The sequence below is a fragment of the Paenibacillus sp. Z6-24 genome, from assembly GCF_054161335.1.
In genome coordinates this window covers 202,616-219,247 of sequence record NZ_CP096398.1, presented here as the reverse complement: position 1 = coordinate 219,247, position 16,632 = coordinate 202,616, and the positions used below count along the sequence as shown (strand labels likewise).

The 16,632-nt window shown below is 51.0% G+C and carries 11 protein-coding genes and 1 riboswitch; of the genes, 8 read left to right on the top strand and 3 right to left on the bottom strand.

Annotated features, from left to right (window positions below):
- Window positions 1–90: 90 nt before the first annotated feature.
- Window positions 91–193: riboswitch (TPP riboswitch) on the bottom strand.
- 413 nt (window positions 194–606) lie between these two features.
- The 5 genes from M1D61_RS00950 to M1D61_RS00930 all read left to right on the top strand — a co-directional run bounded on the left by M1D61_RS00950 (window position 607) and on the right by M1D61_RS00930 (window position 6,162).
- Window positions 607–1,515 (top strand): SDR family NAD(P)-dependent oxidoreductase, encoded by a 909-nt coding sequence (locus tag M1D61_RS00950; RefSeq protein WP_458120770.1) that lies wholly within the window; start codon window positions 607–609, stop codon window positions 1,513–1,515.
- A gap of 127 nt (window positions 1,516–1,642) precedes the next feature.
- Entirely contained in the window at window positions 1,643–2,560 is a 918-nt protein-coding gene (locus M1D61_RS00945) for an SDR family NAD(P)-dependent oxidoreductase (protein WP_458120769.1), read from the top strand.
- Window positions 2,561–3,156: 596 nt separating this feature from the next.
- Window positions 3,157–4,044: a TIGR01777 family oxidoreductase gene (locus tag M1D61_RS00940; RefSeq protein ID WP_458120768.1), complete on the top strand. Its 888-nt coding sequence runs from the start codon at window positions 3,157–3,159 to the stop codon at window positions 4,042–4,044.
- 165 nt (window positions 4,045–4,209) lie between these two features.
- Window positions 4,210–4,518, top strand: a complete 309-nt coding sequence (locus M1D61_RS00935; RefSeq protein ID WP_458120767.1) for an ArsR/SmtB family transcription factor — start codon at window positions 4,210–4,212, stop codon at window positions 4,516–4,518.
- 270 nt (window positions 4,519–4,788) lie between these two features.
- On the top strand, window positions 4,789–6,162 hold the full coding sequence (locus M1D61_RS00930; RefSeq protein WP_458120766.1) for a hydroxysqualene dehydroxylase: 1,374 nt from the start codon (window positions 4,789–4,791) through the stop codon (window positions 6,160–6,162).
- 140 nt (window positions 6,163–6,302) lie between these two features.
- On the opposite strand, the gene M1D61_RS00925 is transcribed toward M1D61_RS00930, so the two are convergent.
- On the bottom strand, window positions 6,303–7,634 hold the full coding sequence (locus tag M1D61_RS00925; protein ID WP_458120765.1) for a hemolysin family protein: 1,332 nt from the start codon (window positions 7,632–7,634) through the stop codon (window positions 6,303–6,305).
- 250 nt (window positions 7,635–7,884) lie between these two features.
- Entirely contained in the window at window positions 7,885–8,658 is a 774-nt protein-coding gene (locus M1D61_RS00920; RefSeq protein WP_458120764.1) for a sugar phosphate isomerase/epimerase family protein, read from the bottom strand.
- Between the two features lie 257 nt (window positions 8,659–8,915).
- Here M1D61_RS00920 and M1D61_RS00915 point away from each other — a divergent pair, with 257 nt between their 5' ends.
- A complete protein-coding gene (locus tag M1D61_RS00915) occupies window positions 8,916–11,597 on the top strand; it encodes an EAL domain-containing protein (protein WP_458120763.1) in 2,682 nt (893 codons plus the stop codon).
- Between the two features lie 131 nt (window positions 11,598–11,728).
- Here the strand turns inward: M1D61_RS00915 and ypfJ are convergent, their stop codons facing one another.
- Entirely contained in the window at window positions 11,729–12,580 is an 852-nt protein-coding gene (gene ypfJ, locus M1D61_RS00910; RefSeq protein WP_458120762.1) for a KPN_02809 family neutral zinc metallopeptidase, read from the bottom strand.
- Window positions 12,581–13,280: 700 nt separating this feature from the next.
- Here ypfJ and M1D61_RS00905 point away from each other — a divergent pair.
- Both M1D61_RS00905 and pgmB read left to right on the top strand, forming a co-directional pair.
- The gene (locus M1D61_RS00905) at window positions 13,281–15,614 is read left to right on the top strand and encodes a glycoside hydrolase family 65 protein (protein ID WP_458120761.1); all 2,334 of its coding nucleotides are present in this window, start codon (window positions 13,281–13,283) and stop codon (window positions 15,612–15,614) included.
- A complete protein-coding gene (gene pgmB / locus M1D61_RS00900; RefSeq protein ID WP_458120760.1) occupies window positions 15,614–16,300 on the top strand; it encodes a beta-phosphoglucomutase in 687 nt (228 codons plus the stop codon). The genes M1D61_RS00905 and pgmB overlap by 1 nt, the downstream gene beginning before the upstream one ends.
- Window positions 16,301–16,632 lie beyond the last annotated feature (332 nt).

Sequence of the window (16,632 nt, the reverse complement as noted above, 5' to 3'; positions counted from 1 at the left end):
AGGGACAGTGCCGGATCACGTTAGCTGATGCTGCATATCCACGCAAAAAAGCCGCTCCATATGGAGCGGCAGAATAATGGCATAGTTAGCCCTGCTCGGTCTCCACTTTCCTACGCTAGTACGAACTAGATCAGGTTCCAAGGGTCCGAGGCAATCTCGTCTCAGCCAGTGAATGGCTCCCCTAGTGGTCTTTCACAATATAAGATTGCTGTCGCAGCATTCCTGTACAGGCTGTACAAAATACATGTGACAGAAGTCTCTTTGATTGCCTCTTACTCTACACAGCATCCGGCCGGCTGTCAAGATCATCGATGGCGATCATAGACCGGATGCCTGCGGCGGTATGCCACCTTGCTCTGCACTTTGCCAGCCAGCCAGTTTCATGCATGACTTTATGAAAGAACTATGGAAATTGGTGCAACAACGAGTAAACGCCGGTTCGATCGGGTATGTGTATTACATTGGAATGCAGGAAATAACAGGAAATCCATGACTCGTCGCCCACTCTGTGCCCGTATCGGCAAGGGGGCATGACGAGAATATGTGCAAACGATATCCCAACGAACGCATATTCAGACATCAGCTCTATCCTGGGAGGGAACATAAATGCCACGAAATATACCGCACGACCAGCTAAATGTAGTCATTACCGGAGCTTCCAGCGGCACAGGACTTGGACTTGCACAGCGGCTCGCCGCCGAAGGCGCAAGCGTCGTTATCGCTGCCCGCCGCACTCATCTGCTCAAGCAAATGGAGCAGCAGTACGCGCCCAAAATCTTTGCCGTCACTGCCGATGTGAGCCGGGAAGAGGATATTGCCGCCGTATATGAAGCAGCGATGTCCCAGCTTGGCCAGATCGATGTATGGGTGAACAACGCAGGCGCGATTGCGATCGGCCCCTTTACCGAATCGCCGTTATCGTCACTCGTACAGATGACCCGGATCAATCTGCTCGGCAATATGTATGGCAGCCATTATGCGCTGCGCCAGTTCAAGCAGCAGGGCTACGGGACGCTGATCAATGTCTCTTCCTTTGCCGGCAAACTCGCCTTTCCGTATCTGGCTGCCTACAGCGGCAGCAAAGCGGCAGTCTCCGGCCTCAGCTATGCGCTGAATCAGGAGATGCAGCTCGAAGGACATCAGGATATTCATGTCTGTGCCGTCCATCCATGGGTGATGAATACGCCGTGGACCGGTCATGCTGCCAACTACAGTGGTCACGAGATTGATATGAAGCCGCTCGATGATCCGGATGATATTATCGATGCCATGTACCGGCTGATCGACCATCCGCAGGAGAGTGTCGAAGTCGGCTTCAAGGTTAAAGGAACAGCCCTATCCAGCAATCTGCTGCCGCGAATGACCGAGAAAATCAGCGGCCAGTTCGTCCAGAACATGATCTACGAAGCACCACCGGCCGAGTTCACCGCAGGCAGTCTGTATGATCCGGTATTTGAAGGCACCGGGGTTCACGGAGACGGGCATGGTCATCCACGGCCCGATGATGGGAAATAATCCACTGTCCTCTGACACATAGGCAGCATGAGGATTCTACTTGTCGATATGCAGCCGATCCGATTGGCCCCGGGAACACACGGGTATTGATGTACAAATCCATTTATCCAGAACAGGAGGAATGAATATGGTTCAGAAAATTCCGCATGACCAGTTAACTGTCCTCATCACCGGTGCATCCAGTGGTATCGGCAAAGGGGTCGCCCAGCAGCTCGCCGCTGAAGGCGCCAATGTAGTGCTCGCTGCCCGCCGTACCGAATTGATCGAGCAAATGGCTGCCGAGATCGGTCCCAATGCGCTTGCCGTAACAACTGATGTCGGCCGGGAAGAAGATATTGCCCGCCTGTTTGACGCGGCCATGTCTGCTTTTGGCAAAATCGATGTATGGATCAACAATGCCGGTGTTGGCGCGATCGGTCCGTATACCGAGATTCCGACAGCCGACCTGACCCGTCTGGTCGAGACTAATGTGCTGGGTACGATGTATGGCAGTCATTATGCATTGCGCCAGTTCAAGCAGCAGGGACATGGCACACTGATCAACCTCGGCTCGATCGTCAGCAAGGTTCCTTTCCCGTATTACACCGCTTATGGAGCGACCAAGTTCGCTGTAGCCGGATTGAGTGCTGCACTGTATCAGGAGATGCAGCTGGAAGATCAGCAGGATATTCACGTCTGTACCGTGCATCCATGGGCGACCGATACGCCATGGTTTGAGCATACCGGCAACTATACCGGTCACCGGGCCGAAATGAAGCCGATGGACGATCCACAAAATGTGATCGATGCCATCATTGATCTGATCGACAACCCGCAAGAAAATGTGGAAGTCGGCGCCAAGACCAAAGGAACGACCATTTCCAGCAATCTGATGCCCGGTCTGACCGAGAGCCTCAATGCCAAATATCTGCAAAAAGTGATCCAGAGCGCACCACCCGCCGGCTCCACCTCCGGCAGTCTGCATCAGCCCATGCTGAGCGGGCAGGATGTGGATGGTGGTATCCGTGAACGTATGAAGCACGAACCGAACCAGCTGCCCGATTAAATGGATAGATAGCGGGTAAAGCATGGAAAGCCTGGCGAGCAATCAGACATATGGAGCCCCGGCTTCGCTGCTGTCTTTTGCTTCTGGCATACAAGAGATATCTATTGACGGCTCACCACTTTGCAGCTGTTCTTTTCCGCTACGGGAAAGGGCAGCTGTTCTGCTGTCTGCTTGCTGCGGCAGCATTCGACGTTATCATTGCATAACAATATCATGTATCCTAATAAATACATCGCCATGTAGATGACAAAGCTCTCTTCTACCTATAGAATAATAGGTTGGAAATAGCATTAAACAGTAGATACATAACAATAATAGGTCGGTATATTCCTATTTTGCTTTTGTGCGGGCAGAATCATGGAGCGGCGGCAATATCTTGCAGACAGCTGTTTGCTATATCGGGCAGCCTGCCAAATAGTGATCCAAATCCGTTTTATTTTACGAATCACCTTTCGTAGCCTGCTTCCGTGGTTTATTAATATAGTGAACAGTTGTTCCGTTTATTCGTGTTTTAGTTTAATTTCGAAATATTTCCCATCTGCTGAATCTGCGAATAACCGGGGAATTCACTATACCTCATGAAATGGGCTGGTACTATGTCTGGTAAAATTGTGCTCGCTGGCGGCACAGGATTTATTGGCCAGTATTTTGAAGCCGGATTCAGGGAAATGGGTTATGACGTCGTTATTATTTCCAGGCGGCCGGGTCATGTATCCTGGAATCAACAGTCTGAAATTGTAGACGCACTGGAAGGTGCGGAAATGGTCATTAATCTTGCCGGAAAATCGGTAAACTGTCGCTATACCGAGCGCAACAAACGGGAGATTATGAATTCCAGGCTGGAGACAACACGTATCCTTGGAAATGCTATTCTCTCCTGCCAGTCACCGCCGGCTCTCTGGTTTAACTCCAGCACAGCTACGATCTACCGGCATTCCGAAGATCGTCCGATGACCGAGTCGACAGGCGAGATTGGTACCGGTTTCTCTGTAGAGGTTGCCAAGGCGTGGGAGCAGGCTTTTTTTGAATTTGAACTGCCTCATACCCGGCAGATTGCCTTGCGAATCGCTATCGTGCTTGGCCGGGGCGGAGGGGTTATGGTCCCCTATCAGAATCTGGTACGCTATGGTCTTGGCGGCAGGCAGGGTTCCGGCAATCAGCGCTTCAGCTGGATTCATGTGGATGATCTGTTTCATATCGTCCTGTTCTTGCAGGAACGCAGCCATCTGGATGGCGTGTTCAACTGCTCTGCGCCGACGCCGGTAACCAATAGTGAACTTATGGCTGCTCTTCGCCAGGCAATGGGGCGCAGGATCGGTCTGCCTGCGCCCCGCTGGATGCTGGAGCTGGGTGCACGGATAATTCGCACAGAGACCGAACTGGTTCTCAAAAGCCGCTGGGTTGTGCCCAATCGCCTCGTCAAAGAAGGTTATATGTTCCGTTATGGCAGGCTGGAGAGAACGCTGCGTGATGTTCTTCAATAAGATAATCAAGCACGAATCACCTTGTTAGCCGCATTCATGTTTGTTTGACTCACCTATACGACTACGCTATATTCCACATTAACTTTATGGCCCCGGACTTGTCGAATCCATTTACTGGCCGTTCGGCAAGCGGGATCAAATTTACCTACTAACGGGAGATCTACAATGAACCAATCTTACTTGGATGCCAACAATATGGGGAAAACGACACGTTTCCTGAACGGTCTAAGCGACCCGATGAGACTGCAAATTCTGTCAATTCTCGGTAAGAAAGGCAGAATGAATGTCGGTGAAATTTCCTCCAATTTCAAAATCAGCCGGCCAGCCATCTCGCATCATCTCCGTATTCTGAAAGAAGCCGGAATCGTACAATATGAGAAAATTGGTCAAGAAGTATACTACTGGATGGATCAGGATTATATCGTGTATCATCTACGAAATCTGGCCAATGAGATGAGCTCTTTTTCCAAGTGACCCGGGATCGGTGATCCTTCCCGAATCTCTATTGCTGACAATCTGTAATCTGCAAAAGAACCTGCATCAAAACGCGGGTTTTTTTTGTACATGCAGTCCGCCTCTTTTTCATTCCCCTTCTGAATAGATGCTTCGTATTCCGTCTTTCGCTTCCGTTCCCTGCTGCTTCTGCCGTCTGTACAATTCGGCTGGATTGCTTTTCTCCAACCTTTATCGTCAATCAATCGCTTCATTCTGGTTAATAACATACTAAACAACCAAGGTAGGTGAATGATCGTGCTACATACTAACCAGGAACCATTGCAGGAAACATCGGAAAAACCCACTATTATTATCGGATCGGGACTGGCCGGTCTGAGTTGTGCTTTTGAGCTGGCGGATAAAGGCAAAAAGGTGATCGTACTGGAGGCTGCCCCTTATATCGGCGGACGTACGGCCAACTGGAATGAACATGGAATGGGCGTCGAATCCGGCTTTCACAAATTCATCGGCTATTATGTCGCACTGCCGGAACTGCTGAAGCGGGCGGGAATCGTACTGGACGAGATTGTGCACTGGGAGACGACGACCAATATCCGTCATCCCGAAGCCGAGGGAACATTTGGACTCGATCTGCTCAAGGCTCCACTCAAAACGCTGGCTGGCGCACTGGGCAATAATGACCTGCTTTCTCCACTGGACAAAGCTTCGCTCGGTCCCTTCTTTGCCGCAGGATTCAAAGATTATCTGGCGCATCCGGAAGAGCTCGACCAGATGCCGATCAAGGAATATGCCAAAAAGCACGGCGTAACCGACAAAGCGCTGGAGCGTCTGATTCAGCCGCTGTCCTCCGGTATTTTCTTCCTGCCGGTAGAACAATATTCCTCTTATGCGTTCTTTGGACTGTTCGCTCCGGCGATTCCAAGACCGCATCTGATCCGGATCGGTGCCTTTAAGGGCGGCATGACCCAGGTGATGACCGAGCCGCTCAGCCGGGCGATCGAAGAGCGCGGCGGACAGGTCATGACCGGCAAGCCTGTCGCCCATCTGCTCGTGGAAGAAGGCTCTGTTACCGGTGTCCAGCTGGAAGACGGCACACAGATGCATGCCGAACAGGTCGTGGTCGCTGCTAATGTACGCCGCTCCCAGATGCTGGTCGGCGAGCATTTCGCAGACCAGGAATGGTGCAAGAATTTCCTTGCGCTGGAGATTATGCCTTATGTCACTGCCCAGTTCGAAGCGACCGAGAAACTCGCTGGAGCCGATCATACGACATTCGGCCCGGGAACGCAGCTCGGTTCGTTCAGTGAGCAGTCACGTACGACGTTCCAGCGGCCAACAGGCCGAGCTTCGATCATCCTCGTGGACCCGGACAAGCTGATCGATCTGCCGGATGAGGAAATATGGGAGCTGACCCGTAACTCCCTGCATGCGGTGGATCTGGATAACGTCGATACGATGACCCAGTACCGCATCATCCGGGGCAAAGAGAATTTCTATCGGTTATCCGCCGGCAATGAGCAGCATCGTCCGCAGCAGGTCACCCCTGTACCCGGACTGTTCCTCGCAGGCGATTATACCAAGCAGCCGCTGCTGGCCACTATGGAAGGTGCCGTCATCTCCGGTCAGCGGGCCGCACGCGGTGTGCTGCAGGGCCATATCTAGGCAGCTGCGAATAGATCGAATAAAAATAAAACAAGCCCCGCAGATCTTCCTCATAAGAGGAGGCTGCGGGGCTATTTATGCGGCATGTACCGCTGCGTCTCATTGCATCCGTTCTTCCGTGCTGCCTGCTTCCGAAGCGATTATTCTGCCGAAGAAGTCTGAAGCGCTTCTGCGGTATTCAGTCGATGGACACGTACCCGATTGATCCGCTGTCTGCCGACTTCCTCCACTTTGTAGCGGAACTGCTCATATTCGAATTCCGGCTGCTCGCTGCGCGTCGGTATCCGTCCGAGCGTACCGATCACGAATCCGCTCAGTGTATCGTAATCCTCCAGCGGCAGCTCGGCAGGAACGACCCGGCGCACTTCATCCAGCCGTGCCGATCCGGGAAAAATATAGGTGCTCTCATCGATCTGCTCATAATCGGTCTCATCCAGATCATATTCGTCATAGATGTTGCCAATAACCTCTTCGATCAGATCCTCGATCGTCACAATACCGGCTGTACCGCCGTATTCATCCACCACGATCGCCATATGCACCCGGTTCTGCTGCAGCTCCTCCAGCAGGGTATCTCCTCGTTGATGCTCGGATACAAAGTAGGCCGGCCGCATAAATGCCCGTACATCCCATGGCTCCGATTCGTCACGAATCAGGTGACCGATCATATCCTTGACGTGCAGCATGCCGATCACATTATCGATATGGCCTTCATATACCGGGTAACGAGTATACTTTTCCACAGTAGCCAGAGCAATGGCATCCTCCCGGCTAATATCGACAGGTACCGCCGCCAGATCGGTCCGTGGGGTCATGACATCAGCTGCATCCTTGTTATCCAGTTCGAATACATTATTGATAATAATGCGCTCATTCGGCTGAATCGTGCCGCGCTCCAGTCCGGTGTCGATCATCATTCGGATCTCTTCTTCGGACGCTTCTTCATCCTCTGCATTCGGATCGACGCCGAACAGACGTACCGTCACATTGGTCGAGAACGTCAGCAATTTGACAAACGGCGCGACCACTTTGGACAGAATATGCAGCGGACTGGCCGCCAGCATGGCGATCGACTCCGCCTTTTTCATCGCCAGACGCTTGGGTACCAGTTCACCAAACACCAGGGTAAAGTAGGACAGCACAAGCGTAATTACAATGACCGAGCCGGTGGACAGTATATTGCGCGACACCGGAACGTTCTGGGCAACCAGATAATCGACCAGCACGGTCGCAAATGTATCTGCAGCAAAAGCACTTGCCAGAAATCCGGCCAGCGTAATCCCGATCTGGATCGTCGCCAGAAATCCGCTCGGCTCCGAAACCAACTTATGAATAATAGCTGCCTTTTTGTTGCCGTTCTCCGCCATAATCCGGATCCGGTTATCATTGACCGTAATCAGCGCAATCTCGGATGCCGCAAAAAAAGCATTGATCAGAATCAGTACAATTAGCACTACAATCTCAAAGCCCAAAAAATGTGCACCTCCTGTGAAATGAGAAAGGTCAGCCGTTATATGAGATTATGCACTATCCGGTGCGGACCTTTACTAGTATAGTAACCGATTTCAGCAGCTCAGAAGCTTTGAATCTTTCACAGTAATGACAACTTGGCGAACAACGATGCAGCCAGATACCATGAGCAGCATGCCAAAGACAGGCTTTCCCTGGATCGGAAGCCTGCCTTGTTATAAAATACAGATCATACACTGCCTTTTCAGCGATTCAAAGGCTATCAAAATACCGCGCACTCTCCACCATCGGCGTACAGTCGATATGTCCGCCGTTCAGATTGATTTCAAAAATATAATCCTTGCCGCTTACCAGCCGCTTGACCATTCGCCAGTCGATCAATCCCTGACCGAGCGGCAGTGAATCATGATATTCGCCCATGCTGTCGACCAGATGATAATACTGCGCATACGGTGCCGTCCGCTCCAGCACTTCACGCAGACGCTCATTGTCGCCATGGAAGCTGATAAAAGTATGACTGACATCGACATTGACCGGCAGCTCCAGCGGGATGATCACTTCATCGATCAGATACGGATTGGCATAACAGAACAGCCCATCCGTCGAATCTTCCCACAATAGTACGTCCCGTCCGTACGTCAGTATCTTCTCGATCTCTGCCTTCATCAGCAGTGTACGCTCCAGCGAGATCTCGCCATGCTCGCTGCGGATATAGTTGGCGTGAATAACACACTTGGTGCCTTCCTCGTGACAGATCTTCACCAATAGTTCCGTTGATTCCTGATAGTACCGGTAACGGTCCGGGTCCGGGCTCAAAATATCCAGGAACTGGCCGTTATACCGGGTCGGGTGATGCAGATAGACCCGGATGCCGCGCTCCCGCAGTTCACGAATCCTCGCACGTATATGATCGCTCTGCTGCAGATCCTCCGTACTGAGGAACAATTCGATAATCTCGGGATTATACTGCAGACGGTCATCCAGACTCTCCCGGTCAAGGCTGCTTTTCAGACGTATATTATTCATACTGCCACTCCTCTGTATCTTTCTCTAATTATTCGAAATCAGCAGGTCTCTTCTAATCATATAATACACAATTGGGAATTCCCAATCTTCACCGTCAACCAAATACCAAATCACCATTTAAGCTACTTGCCTATTCAGTTACTTAGTTTTAATGCCGTTATATAAAACAAGGACTTTTTGACTACGAAGAGATAGTATGCAAGTCATACAAAACTTCCGGTCGAATGGTTGGATGTGACGATTAAGGGGTTTTGAAAATGATACGACCGAGCAAACTGCTTGCTGCCTTTCTGCTGATAATAGTATATATGGTACTGCATTATGCCTGGATTCTAATCTGGCGCGGTAATACTGCGATGTTGAACTGGGGCGATCTTTTGACCATACTGGCCGGGCTGATTGCTATGGTCTGGCTGTTGAGCGCTTATCGTCGTGGTGAAAAAGATTGTCGTCCGTTATGGCTGCTGATGGCCCTCGGCTGTCTGAGCAGCGTGATAGCGAATAGTATCTGGTTTTATCATGAGTCGATTCTGCAGATGGAATTTCCTTTTCCCAGTATTGCCGATGTTTTTTATGTACTTCAACCATTACTCTATTTATCGGCATTCTTCTATCAGATTTCACGCAAACTAAAAACCTACGGCACCGTACGCTTTATATTTGACATCGCCATTGTTATGACGGTAGCGATCAGCTTGAGCTGGCAGTATGTGCTGCAGCCGATCATAAATACACCGGGTATTCCTCATTTGGCCATGGGGATTGCGCTGGCCTATCCGATTGGCGATCTGATCCTGCTGCTGGCGGCACTGGGCATTTATTTTGGCTTTCGCACGATCTGGCCGGAGCGCCTGTTGGTCCTTTTATTTGCAGGGCTGCTCACCCAGATTATCGGCGACTGCCTGTTCTCCGTCGCCATCTACGAGCAAGATATGGACTGGATTGTTTGGTCCAATCCCTGTTTCGGACTTAGTCTGATGCTGATTGGCCTGACCGGCATTGTTTATAACAAATCCCTTCAACAATCGCAAACCGATCCGGAAATTCACCTGCCGGTCGAAGTATTGAAAAATCCGGACTGGATACGCATTCTGCTGCCGTATATTACGGTTATCATGCTGTTTCTCATTATGGTCACCGATTCGAGCAGCAGTCACGCTATTACGCTCGGTTCCGGATTCTCCATTCTGCTCGTCATTATCCGTCAGCTGCTCATGATTCTGGAGAATCGCAGGTTGATCCGAAATCTATCCGAGAAAACGGTAGCACTGGAAAACAGTGAAGAACGCTACCGCTCGCTTTTCCGGTATCATCCGGATGCAGTCTGCTCGCTGGATCTGTACGGCAACATTATGAGCATAAATGAATCCGCTTCGCGCATGCTCGGTTATCAGGAGAGTGAGCTGGAACTGCTGACCAATACCACGTTTCTCCCCGAGCAGTACCGGGAGTTGGCATTTGCCTATTTCAAGCGATCCTGGGAAGGCCAGCCGCAGAGTTACGAACTCTTTCTGCAAGACAGGGCAGGCAAACTGATTCAGGTACAGATGACCAATATCCCGATTATGGTCCAGGGACATACGGTTGGCGCCTTTGCGATTGCCAAAGACATCACAGAGAAAAAGAATAACGAAGAGCGTATCCACTATCTGGCTTACCATGATCCGCTGACAGGCGTCTACAACCGGGCTGCCTATGACGAGATTCTCAAGCGGATGATAGCACAGTCATCGGTTACCCGGTTTGCCGTGTTCTTTATCGATCTGGACCGCTTCAAGCATGTCAATGACACTTTGGGTCATGATGTGGGCGACCAGCTTCTGCTCTCTGTAGCCGGACGCCTGACCGCCCAAATGCCGGAAGGCAGCATTGTCGCCCGTAGAGGCGGGGATGAATTTACTCTGATCCTGCCGATGATGGAAGGGAGTCCGCCAATTACCGATACGGCGCAGTGCATGCTCGAATCCCTCCAGCAGCCGCATTATATCGGACCGCACAAAATCGTATGCTCGCCCAGCATCGGCATTGCCATCTATCCCGATCACTCCTCTGATATAAGTACACTGGTCCAAAAAGCCGACCGGGCCATGTATCAGGTCAAAGCCAATGGTAAAGCCCATTATCTGATCTATGACGATAACGATGAGAAAATCGCGCGCAAGCTGCTGCTTGAGCAGAGTATCGGCACCGCGCTGGATAACAATGAACTGCTGCTGCATTACCAGTCTCAGGTCGATGCCTCTACCGGTAAAGTCATCGGTGTCGAAGCGCTGCTGCGCTGGCATCATCCGCAGCTCGGCTGGATTCCGCCGCTGGAATTCATTCCTGTCGCCGAAGATACCGGCAGCATCCTCTCCATCGGACGCTGGGTACTGTTGGAAGCCTGCCGCCAGGCCAAAATCTGGTCCGATCAGGGACACGCTATCAAAATGGGAGTCAATCTGTCACCGCGTCAATTCCAGCAGGGTAATCTGGCAGACACCGTGGCCGAGGTACTGCAGGAGACCGATCTCGCCCCTCAATATCTGGATCTGGAGATTACCGAATCGATTGCGATGAGCCATATTCACAATGTGATCCCGCAGCTGCACGCCCTGAAAAGTCTCGGTGTGTCCATCTCCATCGATGATTTTGGAACAGGGTATTCCTCTCTCTCCTATCTGGCCAGCTTCCCGATCGACAAGCTCAAGATCGCCCGTGAATTCATCAGCAAGATCAACGAACGGGACAGCCACTCCATTATCGCTTCCATCATCAATCTGGCTTACGGACTGAATCTCAACATTATTGCCGAAGGCGTCGAAGACAGACAGCAGGCCGAGATTCTTCAGGGAATCGACTGTTATGAAATGCAGGGCTATCTGTTCAGCAAACCTGTCATCGCTGCGGAAATCGAGAAAACATTTCTCCATAACCATCTGCAGCAGGATTCCGATTGAATCGCCAGCAAACAGCACCATCCGTTCACAGTCAAAAAGGCTGGCCTTCTCTGTGCAGCAGAGCAGGCCAGCCTTTTATTTTTTATGCAAAATGCTTCATGCAATCGGCAGTACTACTCCTTATCTGCCGATCACAGATTAGCGTCACTTACGCTGAATGTATCGCCGCCCTGAATCGTTCCGGACTCAAAGCCTTTGTAGAACCAGCGCTTGCGCTGCTCGGAAGTGCCATGAGTGAAGCTGTCCGGTACCACATAACCCTGTGCACGCTGCTGGATCGTATCATCACCGACAGCACTGGCTGCGGTCAACGCTTCATCCAGATCGCCCTGCTCCAGTAGATTCTTGCCCTGCTCATAGTGAGCCCATACACCGGCATAATAATCGGCCTGCAGCTCGATGCGCACCTGGTATTTGGTATTGAATTCCTTTTCGCTGAGGCGCTGACGGTACGGTTCCACCTTGTCCATCGTCCCCAGCAGGGTCTGTACATGATGTCCCACTTCATGAGCGACGACATAAGCCATGGCAAAATCACCCGGTGCCTGGAACTGCTGCTTCAGCTCATCATAGAAGCTCAGGTCGATGTACAGCTTCTGATCGCCCGGACAGTAGAAAGGCCCGACGGCCGAACTCGCCGTTCCGCAGGCAGACTGCACGCTGCCGCTGTAGATGACCAGCTCCGGATTTTTGTAGGTCATTCCCTGCTGGCGGAACATATCGCCCCAGACATCTTCCGTATCCGCCAGTACAACCGATACAAAGTCCACCAGTTCTTCTTCCTGAGCAGTACCCTGATAATTGCCAACGGTCTGCGTGCCGCTGGATGTCATATTGTTGATCAGACTGGAAGGATTACCGCCCAGCAGCATCACGATAATAATAACGATAATACCGCCGATGCCACCGCCCACGATCGTCTTGCCGCCTCTGCCGCGGCGATCCTCCACATTGGTGCTTGCTCTTCTGCCCTGCCATTTCATAATGCAACCCCCTGCTGTCTCATTCTCCGTCCTGTTTTACACACTTCCCTGCTGGGATCAGCCTGTTCCTATATGGTAATAAGGCATGTGTACGTATGACGCTAATATCTTGTACCCATAATCGGGAAAACCGCCTACATTTACGAATCATCCGGGGCAAATGGATGCTTTTCTACTCTGACAGTCTGCTTTGCGGATTCTTTGGTCGATGAATTTCCCTTATGGCGGAAATACACAAAATTTAATTTTTTATATCCAAAAATCAGTTTAATTTCTGCGCAAAAGCCTTAATGAATATTACAGTATTCCATTCACTGCACAATCACCCCACTCATCGAACCCATGATCATACCACTTGCCGCAGCACTCACCGATCCATTTACTGCTCTACTTATCGAACCATTCTTTGCCATATATCAGACTTCCAACCATCTCCAAATTTATATAAAGACAAGAAGGTGCATAGATGCCGACGCCAGGTAAATGATGCGCAGAGCATACCTTTTCCATATCCTCAAAACTGTTTGTCAGCAAGACTGAATGCGCTATCAAAAAAGGTACTGGCGGGGCAAATGGTAATGATGTATAATGAGTCTCAAATCCAGCTTGATGGCCAGGGCTTTTTTTTCGTCGCTTTGGGCAAACGTTTGCACAATAATCGCCAGCTGTACCCTACTCCCCAAGAAATGAGTGATTTCTCATGAAACGATTGTTTGATGTCCACCCGTGGAAAATTGTTGAACACCAACTGCATGAAGAAGACTTCCGCCTCGCGGAAAGCATGATGAGCCTGGGCAACGGCCATATGGGCATGCGCGGTAATTTCGAAGAGAGTTACAGCGGTGATATGCACCGCGGCTCCTATATTGCCGGCGTCTGGTTCCCGGACAAGACCCGTGTCGGCTGGTGGAAGAACGGCTATCCGCACTATTTTGGCAAAGTAATCAATTCCATTAATTATATCGGTATCCGCCTGCTGCTGGACGGCGAGGAAGTTGACCTCAGCCAGTCCCGGATCAAGGATTACTACCGTGAACTTGATATGCGCCAGGGCGTGCTGTCCCGTCAATTTACGGTACTTCACGGCGAAAAGGAAACCCGTATCGAGACGTCCCGCTTCCTCTCTGTCGCAGAACATGAGCTGGCGGTCATCAAATACGAAGTGACTCCTGTCAACTACACCGGCGAAGTGACCCTGATCCCTTATCTGGACGGCGATATCCGCAATGAAGATTCCAACTATGACGAAGACTTCTGGGTTGAGATCGATCAGGCTGCTGCCGAGCTAAGCGGTCATCTGGTGATGCAGACCAAGGATAACTCCTTTGGCACGCCAACGTTCCAGGTCGCTGCTTCGATGCGCCTTGAAGTGACCGGCGGTACACCGGCAGTATCATTCTCCTCCAGAGAAGAGTATGTGGAGAATACACTGACATTTAACGCAGAACAGAGACAATCGGTTACCCTGTACAAATATGTCGCTCTCACAACCGACCGTGATTATCCGCGCGGCACACTGCCGGAGCAGGGACAGACCGTACTGGACCGCGCTGCCGGACAGGGATATGAAGCACTGCTCGCCGCTCATGCCGAAGGCTGGATCAAGCGCTGGGAGATGGCCGATGTAACGATCGAAGGCGACGATGAAGCCCAGCAGGGGATTCGTTTCAACCTGTTCCAGCTGTTCTCGACCTACTATGGCGAGGATGCACGCCTGAATATCGGACCGAAAGGATTCACCGGTGAGAAATACGGCGGCGCTACCTACTGGGATACTGAAGCGTATGCACTGCCGCTCTATCTGTCTACCGCCAAGCCGGAGGTTGCCCGCAACCTGTGTATTTACCGCCACAACCAGCTGGACGGCGCATATCATAATGCCCAGCAGCAGGGTCTGCAGGGCGCGCTGTATCCGATGGTTACCTTTACCGGGGTGGAATGCCATAACGAATGGGAGATTACCTTCGAAGAGATTCACCGTAACAGCGCCATTGCCTATGCGGTATACAACTACGTGAACTATACCGGCGACCGCGATTATCTGCATCAATATGGTCTGGATGTGCTGACAGGCATTTCCCGCTTCTGGGCAGACCGCGTGCACTACAGCAAGCGTCAGGGTCAATATATGATCCATGGCGTCACCGGTCCGAATGAATACGAGAACAACGTCAACAACAACTGGTACACCAACCGCATCTCTTCGTGGACGCTGGAATATACGATTCAGGTTGTGCGTGAACTGCAAGCTTCCGGTCATGCCGACAAGCTGCAGCAGCTGGATATTACCGATGAAGAACTGGCCAAGTGGCAGCACATCGTCGATTATATGTATCTGCCGTATGATGAAGAACTCGGTATCTTCGTGCAGCACGATACGTTCCTGGACAAAGACCTGATGAGCGCCGCCGATCTCGATCCGGCCGACCGCCCGATCAACCAGAAATGGTCATGGGACAAAATCCTGCGCAGCTGCTTTATCAAGCAGGCGGATGTACTGCAGGGACTGTATTTCCTGAACGATCAATATACCGCCAAGGAGAAACGCCGCAACTTCGAATTCTACGAGCCGATGACCGTTCATGAGTCTTCGCTCTCCCCTTGTATCCACAGCATTCTCGCGGCGGAACTGGGTATGGAAGAGAAAGCGTACGAGATGTATAACCGGACTGCACGCTTGGATCTGGACAACTATAACAACGATACCGAAGATGGTCTGCATATCACGAGCATGACCGGATCATGGCTCGGGATTGTACAGGGATTTGCCGGTATGCGTACAGCCAACGAGACGCTCAGCTTTGCTCCATTCATCCCGCAGGCGTGGGATCGTTACAGCTTCAACATCGTGTACCGCGATCACTTCATCAAAGTGGAAGTGTCCCGTGAGCTGGTTCAGTTGAGCCAAGAAGGTCCGGAACTGTCGCTGCAGCTGTATGGTGAGACCGTGACCCTGCCGGCAGACGGCAAGCATACCGTACCGGTCCTCAAAACCGGTACAGCCCCAGAAATGCTCGTAGGAGGAGAAGCCTGATGCGTCCGGAACTGCAAGCCGTTATCTTCGACCTCGACGGTGTCGTAACAGACACCGCCGAGTATCATTACCTCGCCTGGAAAGCGCTCGGCGAAAGTATCGGTGTTCCTTTTACCCGTGAATTCAATGAGGAACTAAAAGGCGTATCCCGCATGGATTCGCTGAATAAGATCCTCGCGCTGGGCGGCAAGGAAAACAGCTACTCCGATGAAGAGAAGCTGGAACTCGCCAAGCAGAAAAACGATCACTATGTAGAGCTGATCAAGCAGGTGACGCCGGATGACGTACTGCCCGGCATCCGCGAGCTGATCGCGGATATTCATGCAAGAGGACTCAAGATCGGACTCGCATCGGTCAGCAAAAATGCATTCTCTGTCATGGATTCCCTGCAGCTGCACGACTCGTTCAATACCATCGTCGATGCCGCCAAGATCCGCAACTCCAAGCCGGACCCAGAGATCTTCCTTACTGCTGCCGAGCAGCTCGGCGTTGATCCGGCTGCCTGCATCGGAATTGAAGATGCGGCGGCGGGTGTAACGTCCATCAAGGTCGCGGGTATGTTCGCGGTTGGTGTGGGCGATAGCAGGACGCTGGCTGAAGCGGATATTGTGTATGCGAGTACAACCGAGCTGTCGCTGGATCAGCTGCTGGTGCAGTATCAGGGTGCGTCTGTAGAGCAGGTATAGATGCAGACATGAACTTAAATCATTCTTCTATGTAATAACATTTCATAATAAAAACCTCCATTGTTAAAGTATTAACAATGGAGGTTTTTATTATAGGTATTGATTAATAATTTATGAGGTAGAACATACATAACGTATATTTTAGGATTCAGACTTTGTTCTTATGACAAACGGCCCTAATATAATGTCGAAAATCCAGCCTATTTGTAAATAAACAAATCTTCTTAACCGGGACTAATGAATGAAAATGGGTAAATTTCTAAATTTTATTGCATCCATTTATTGGATTATGTTAGTTTGATGACAGTACCGGTACTAAAAAAGAATAGCTA

Excerpts from the sequence above, each read along its gene's own strand:
- M1D61_RS00950 (WP_458120770.1), top strand. The coding sequence starts at position 607 with ATGCCACGAAATATACCGCACGACCAGCTAAATGTAGTCATTACCGGA.
- M1D61_RS00945 (WP_458120769.1), top strand. The coding sequence starts at position 1,643 with ATGGTTCAGAAAATTCCGCATGACCAGTTAACTGTCCTCATCACCGGT.
- M1D61_RS00940 (WP_458120768.1), top strand. The coding sequence starts at position 3,157 with ATGTCTGGTAAAATTGTGCTCGCTGGCGGCACAGGATTTATTGGCCAG.
- M1D61_RS00935 (WP_458120767.1), top strand. The coding sequence starts at position 4,210 with ATGAACCAATCTTACTTGGATGCCAACAATATGGGGAAAACGACACGT.
- M1D61_RS00930 (WP_458120766.1), top strand. The coding sequence starts at position 4,789 with ATGATCGTGCTACATACTAACCAGGAACCATTGCAGGAAACATCGGAA.
- M1D61_RS00920 (WP_458120764.1), bottom strand. The coding sequence starts at position 8,658 with ATGAATAATATACGTCTGAAAAGCAGCCTTGACCGGGAGAGTCTGGAT.
- M1D61_RS00915 (WP_458120763.1), top strand. The coding sequence starts at position 8,916 with ATGATACGACCGAGCAAACTGCTTGCTGCCTTTCTGCTGATAATAGTA.
- ypfJ (WP_458120762.1), bottom strand. The coding sequence starts at position 12,580 with ATGAAATGGCAGGGCAGAAGAGCAAGCACCAATGTGGAGGATCGCCGC.
- M1D61_RS00905 (WP_458120761.1), top strand. The coding sequence starts at position 13,281 with ATGAAACGATTGTTTGATGTCCACCCGTGGAAAATTGTTGAACACCAA.
- pgmB (WP_458120760.1), top strand. The coding sequence starts at position 15,614 with ATGCGTCCGGAACTGCAAGCCGTTATCTTCGACCTCGACGGTGTCGTA.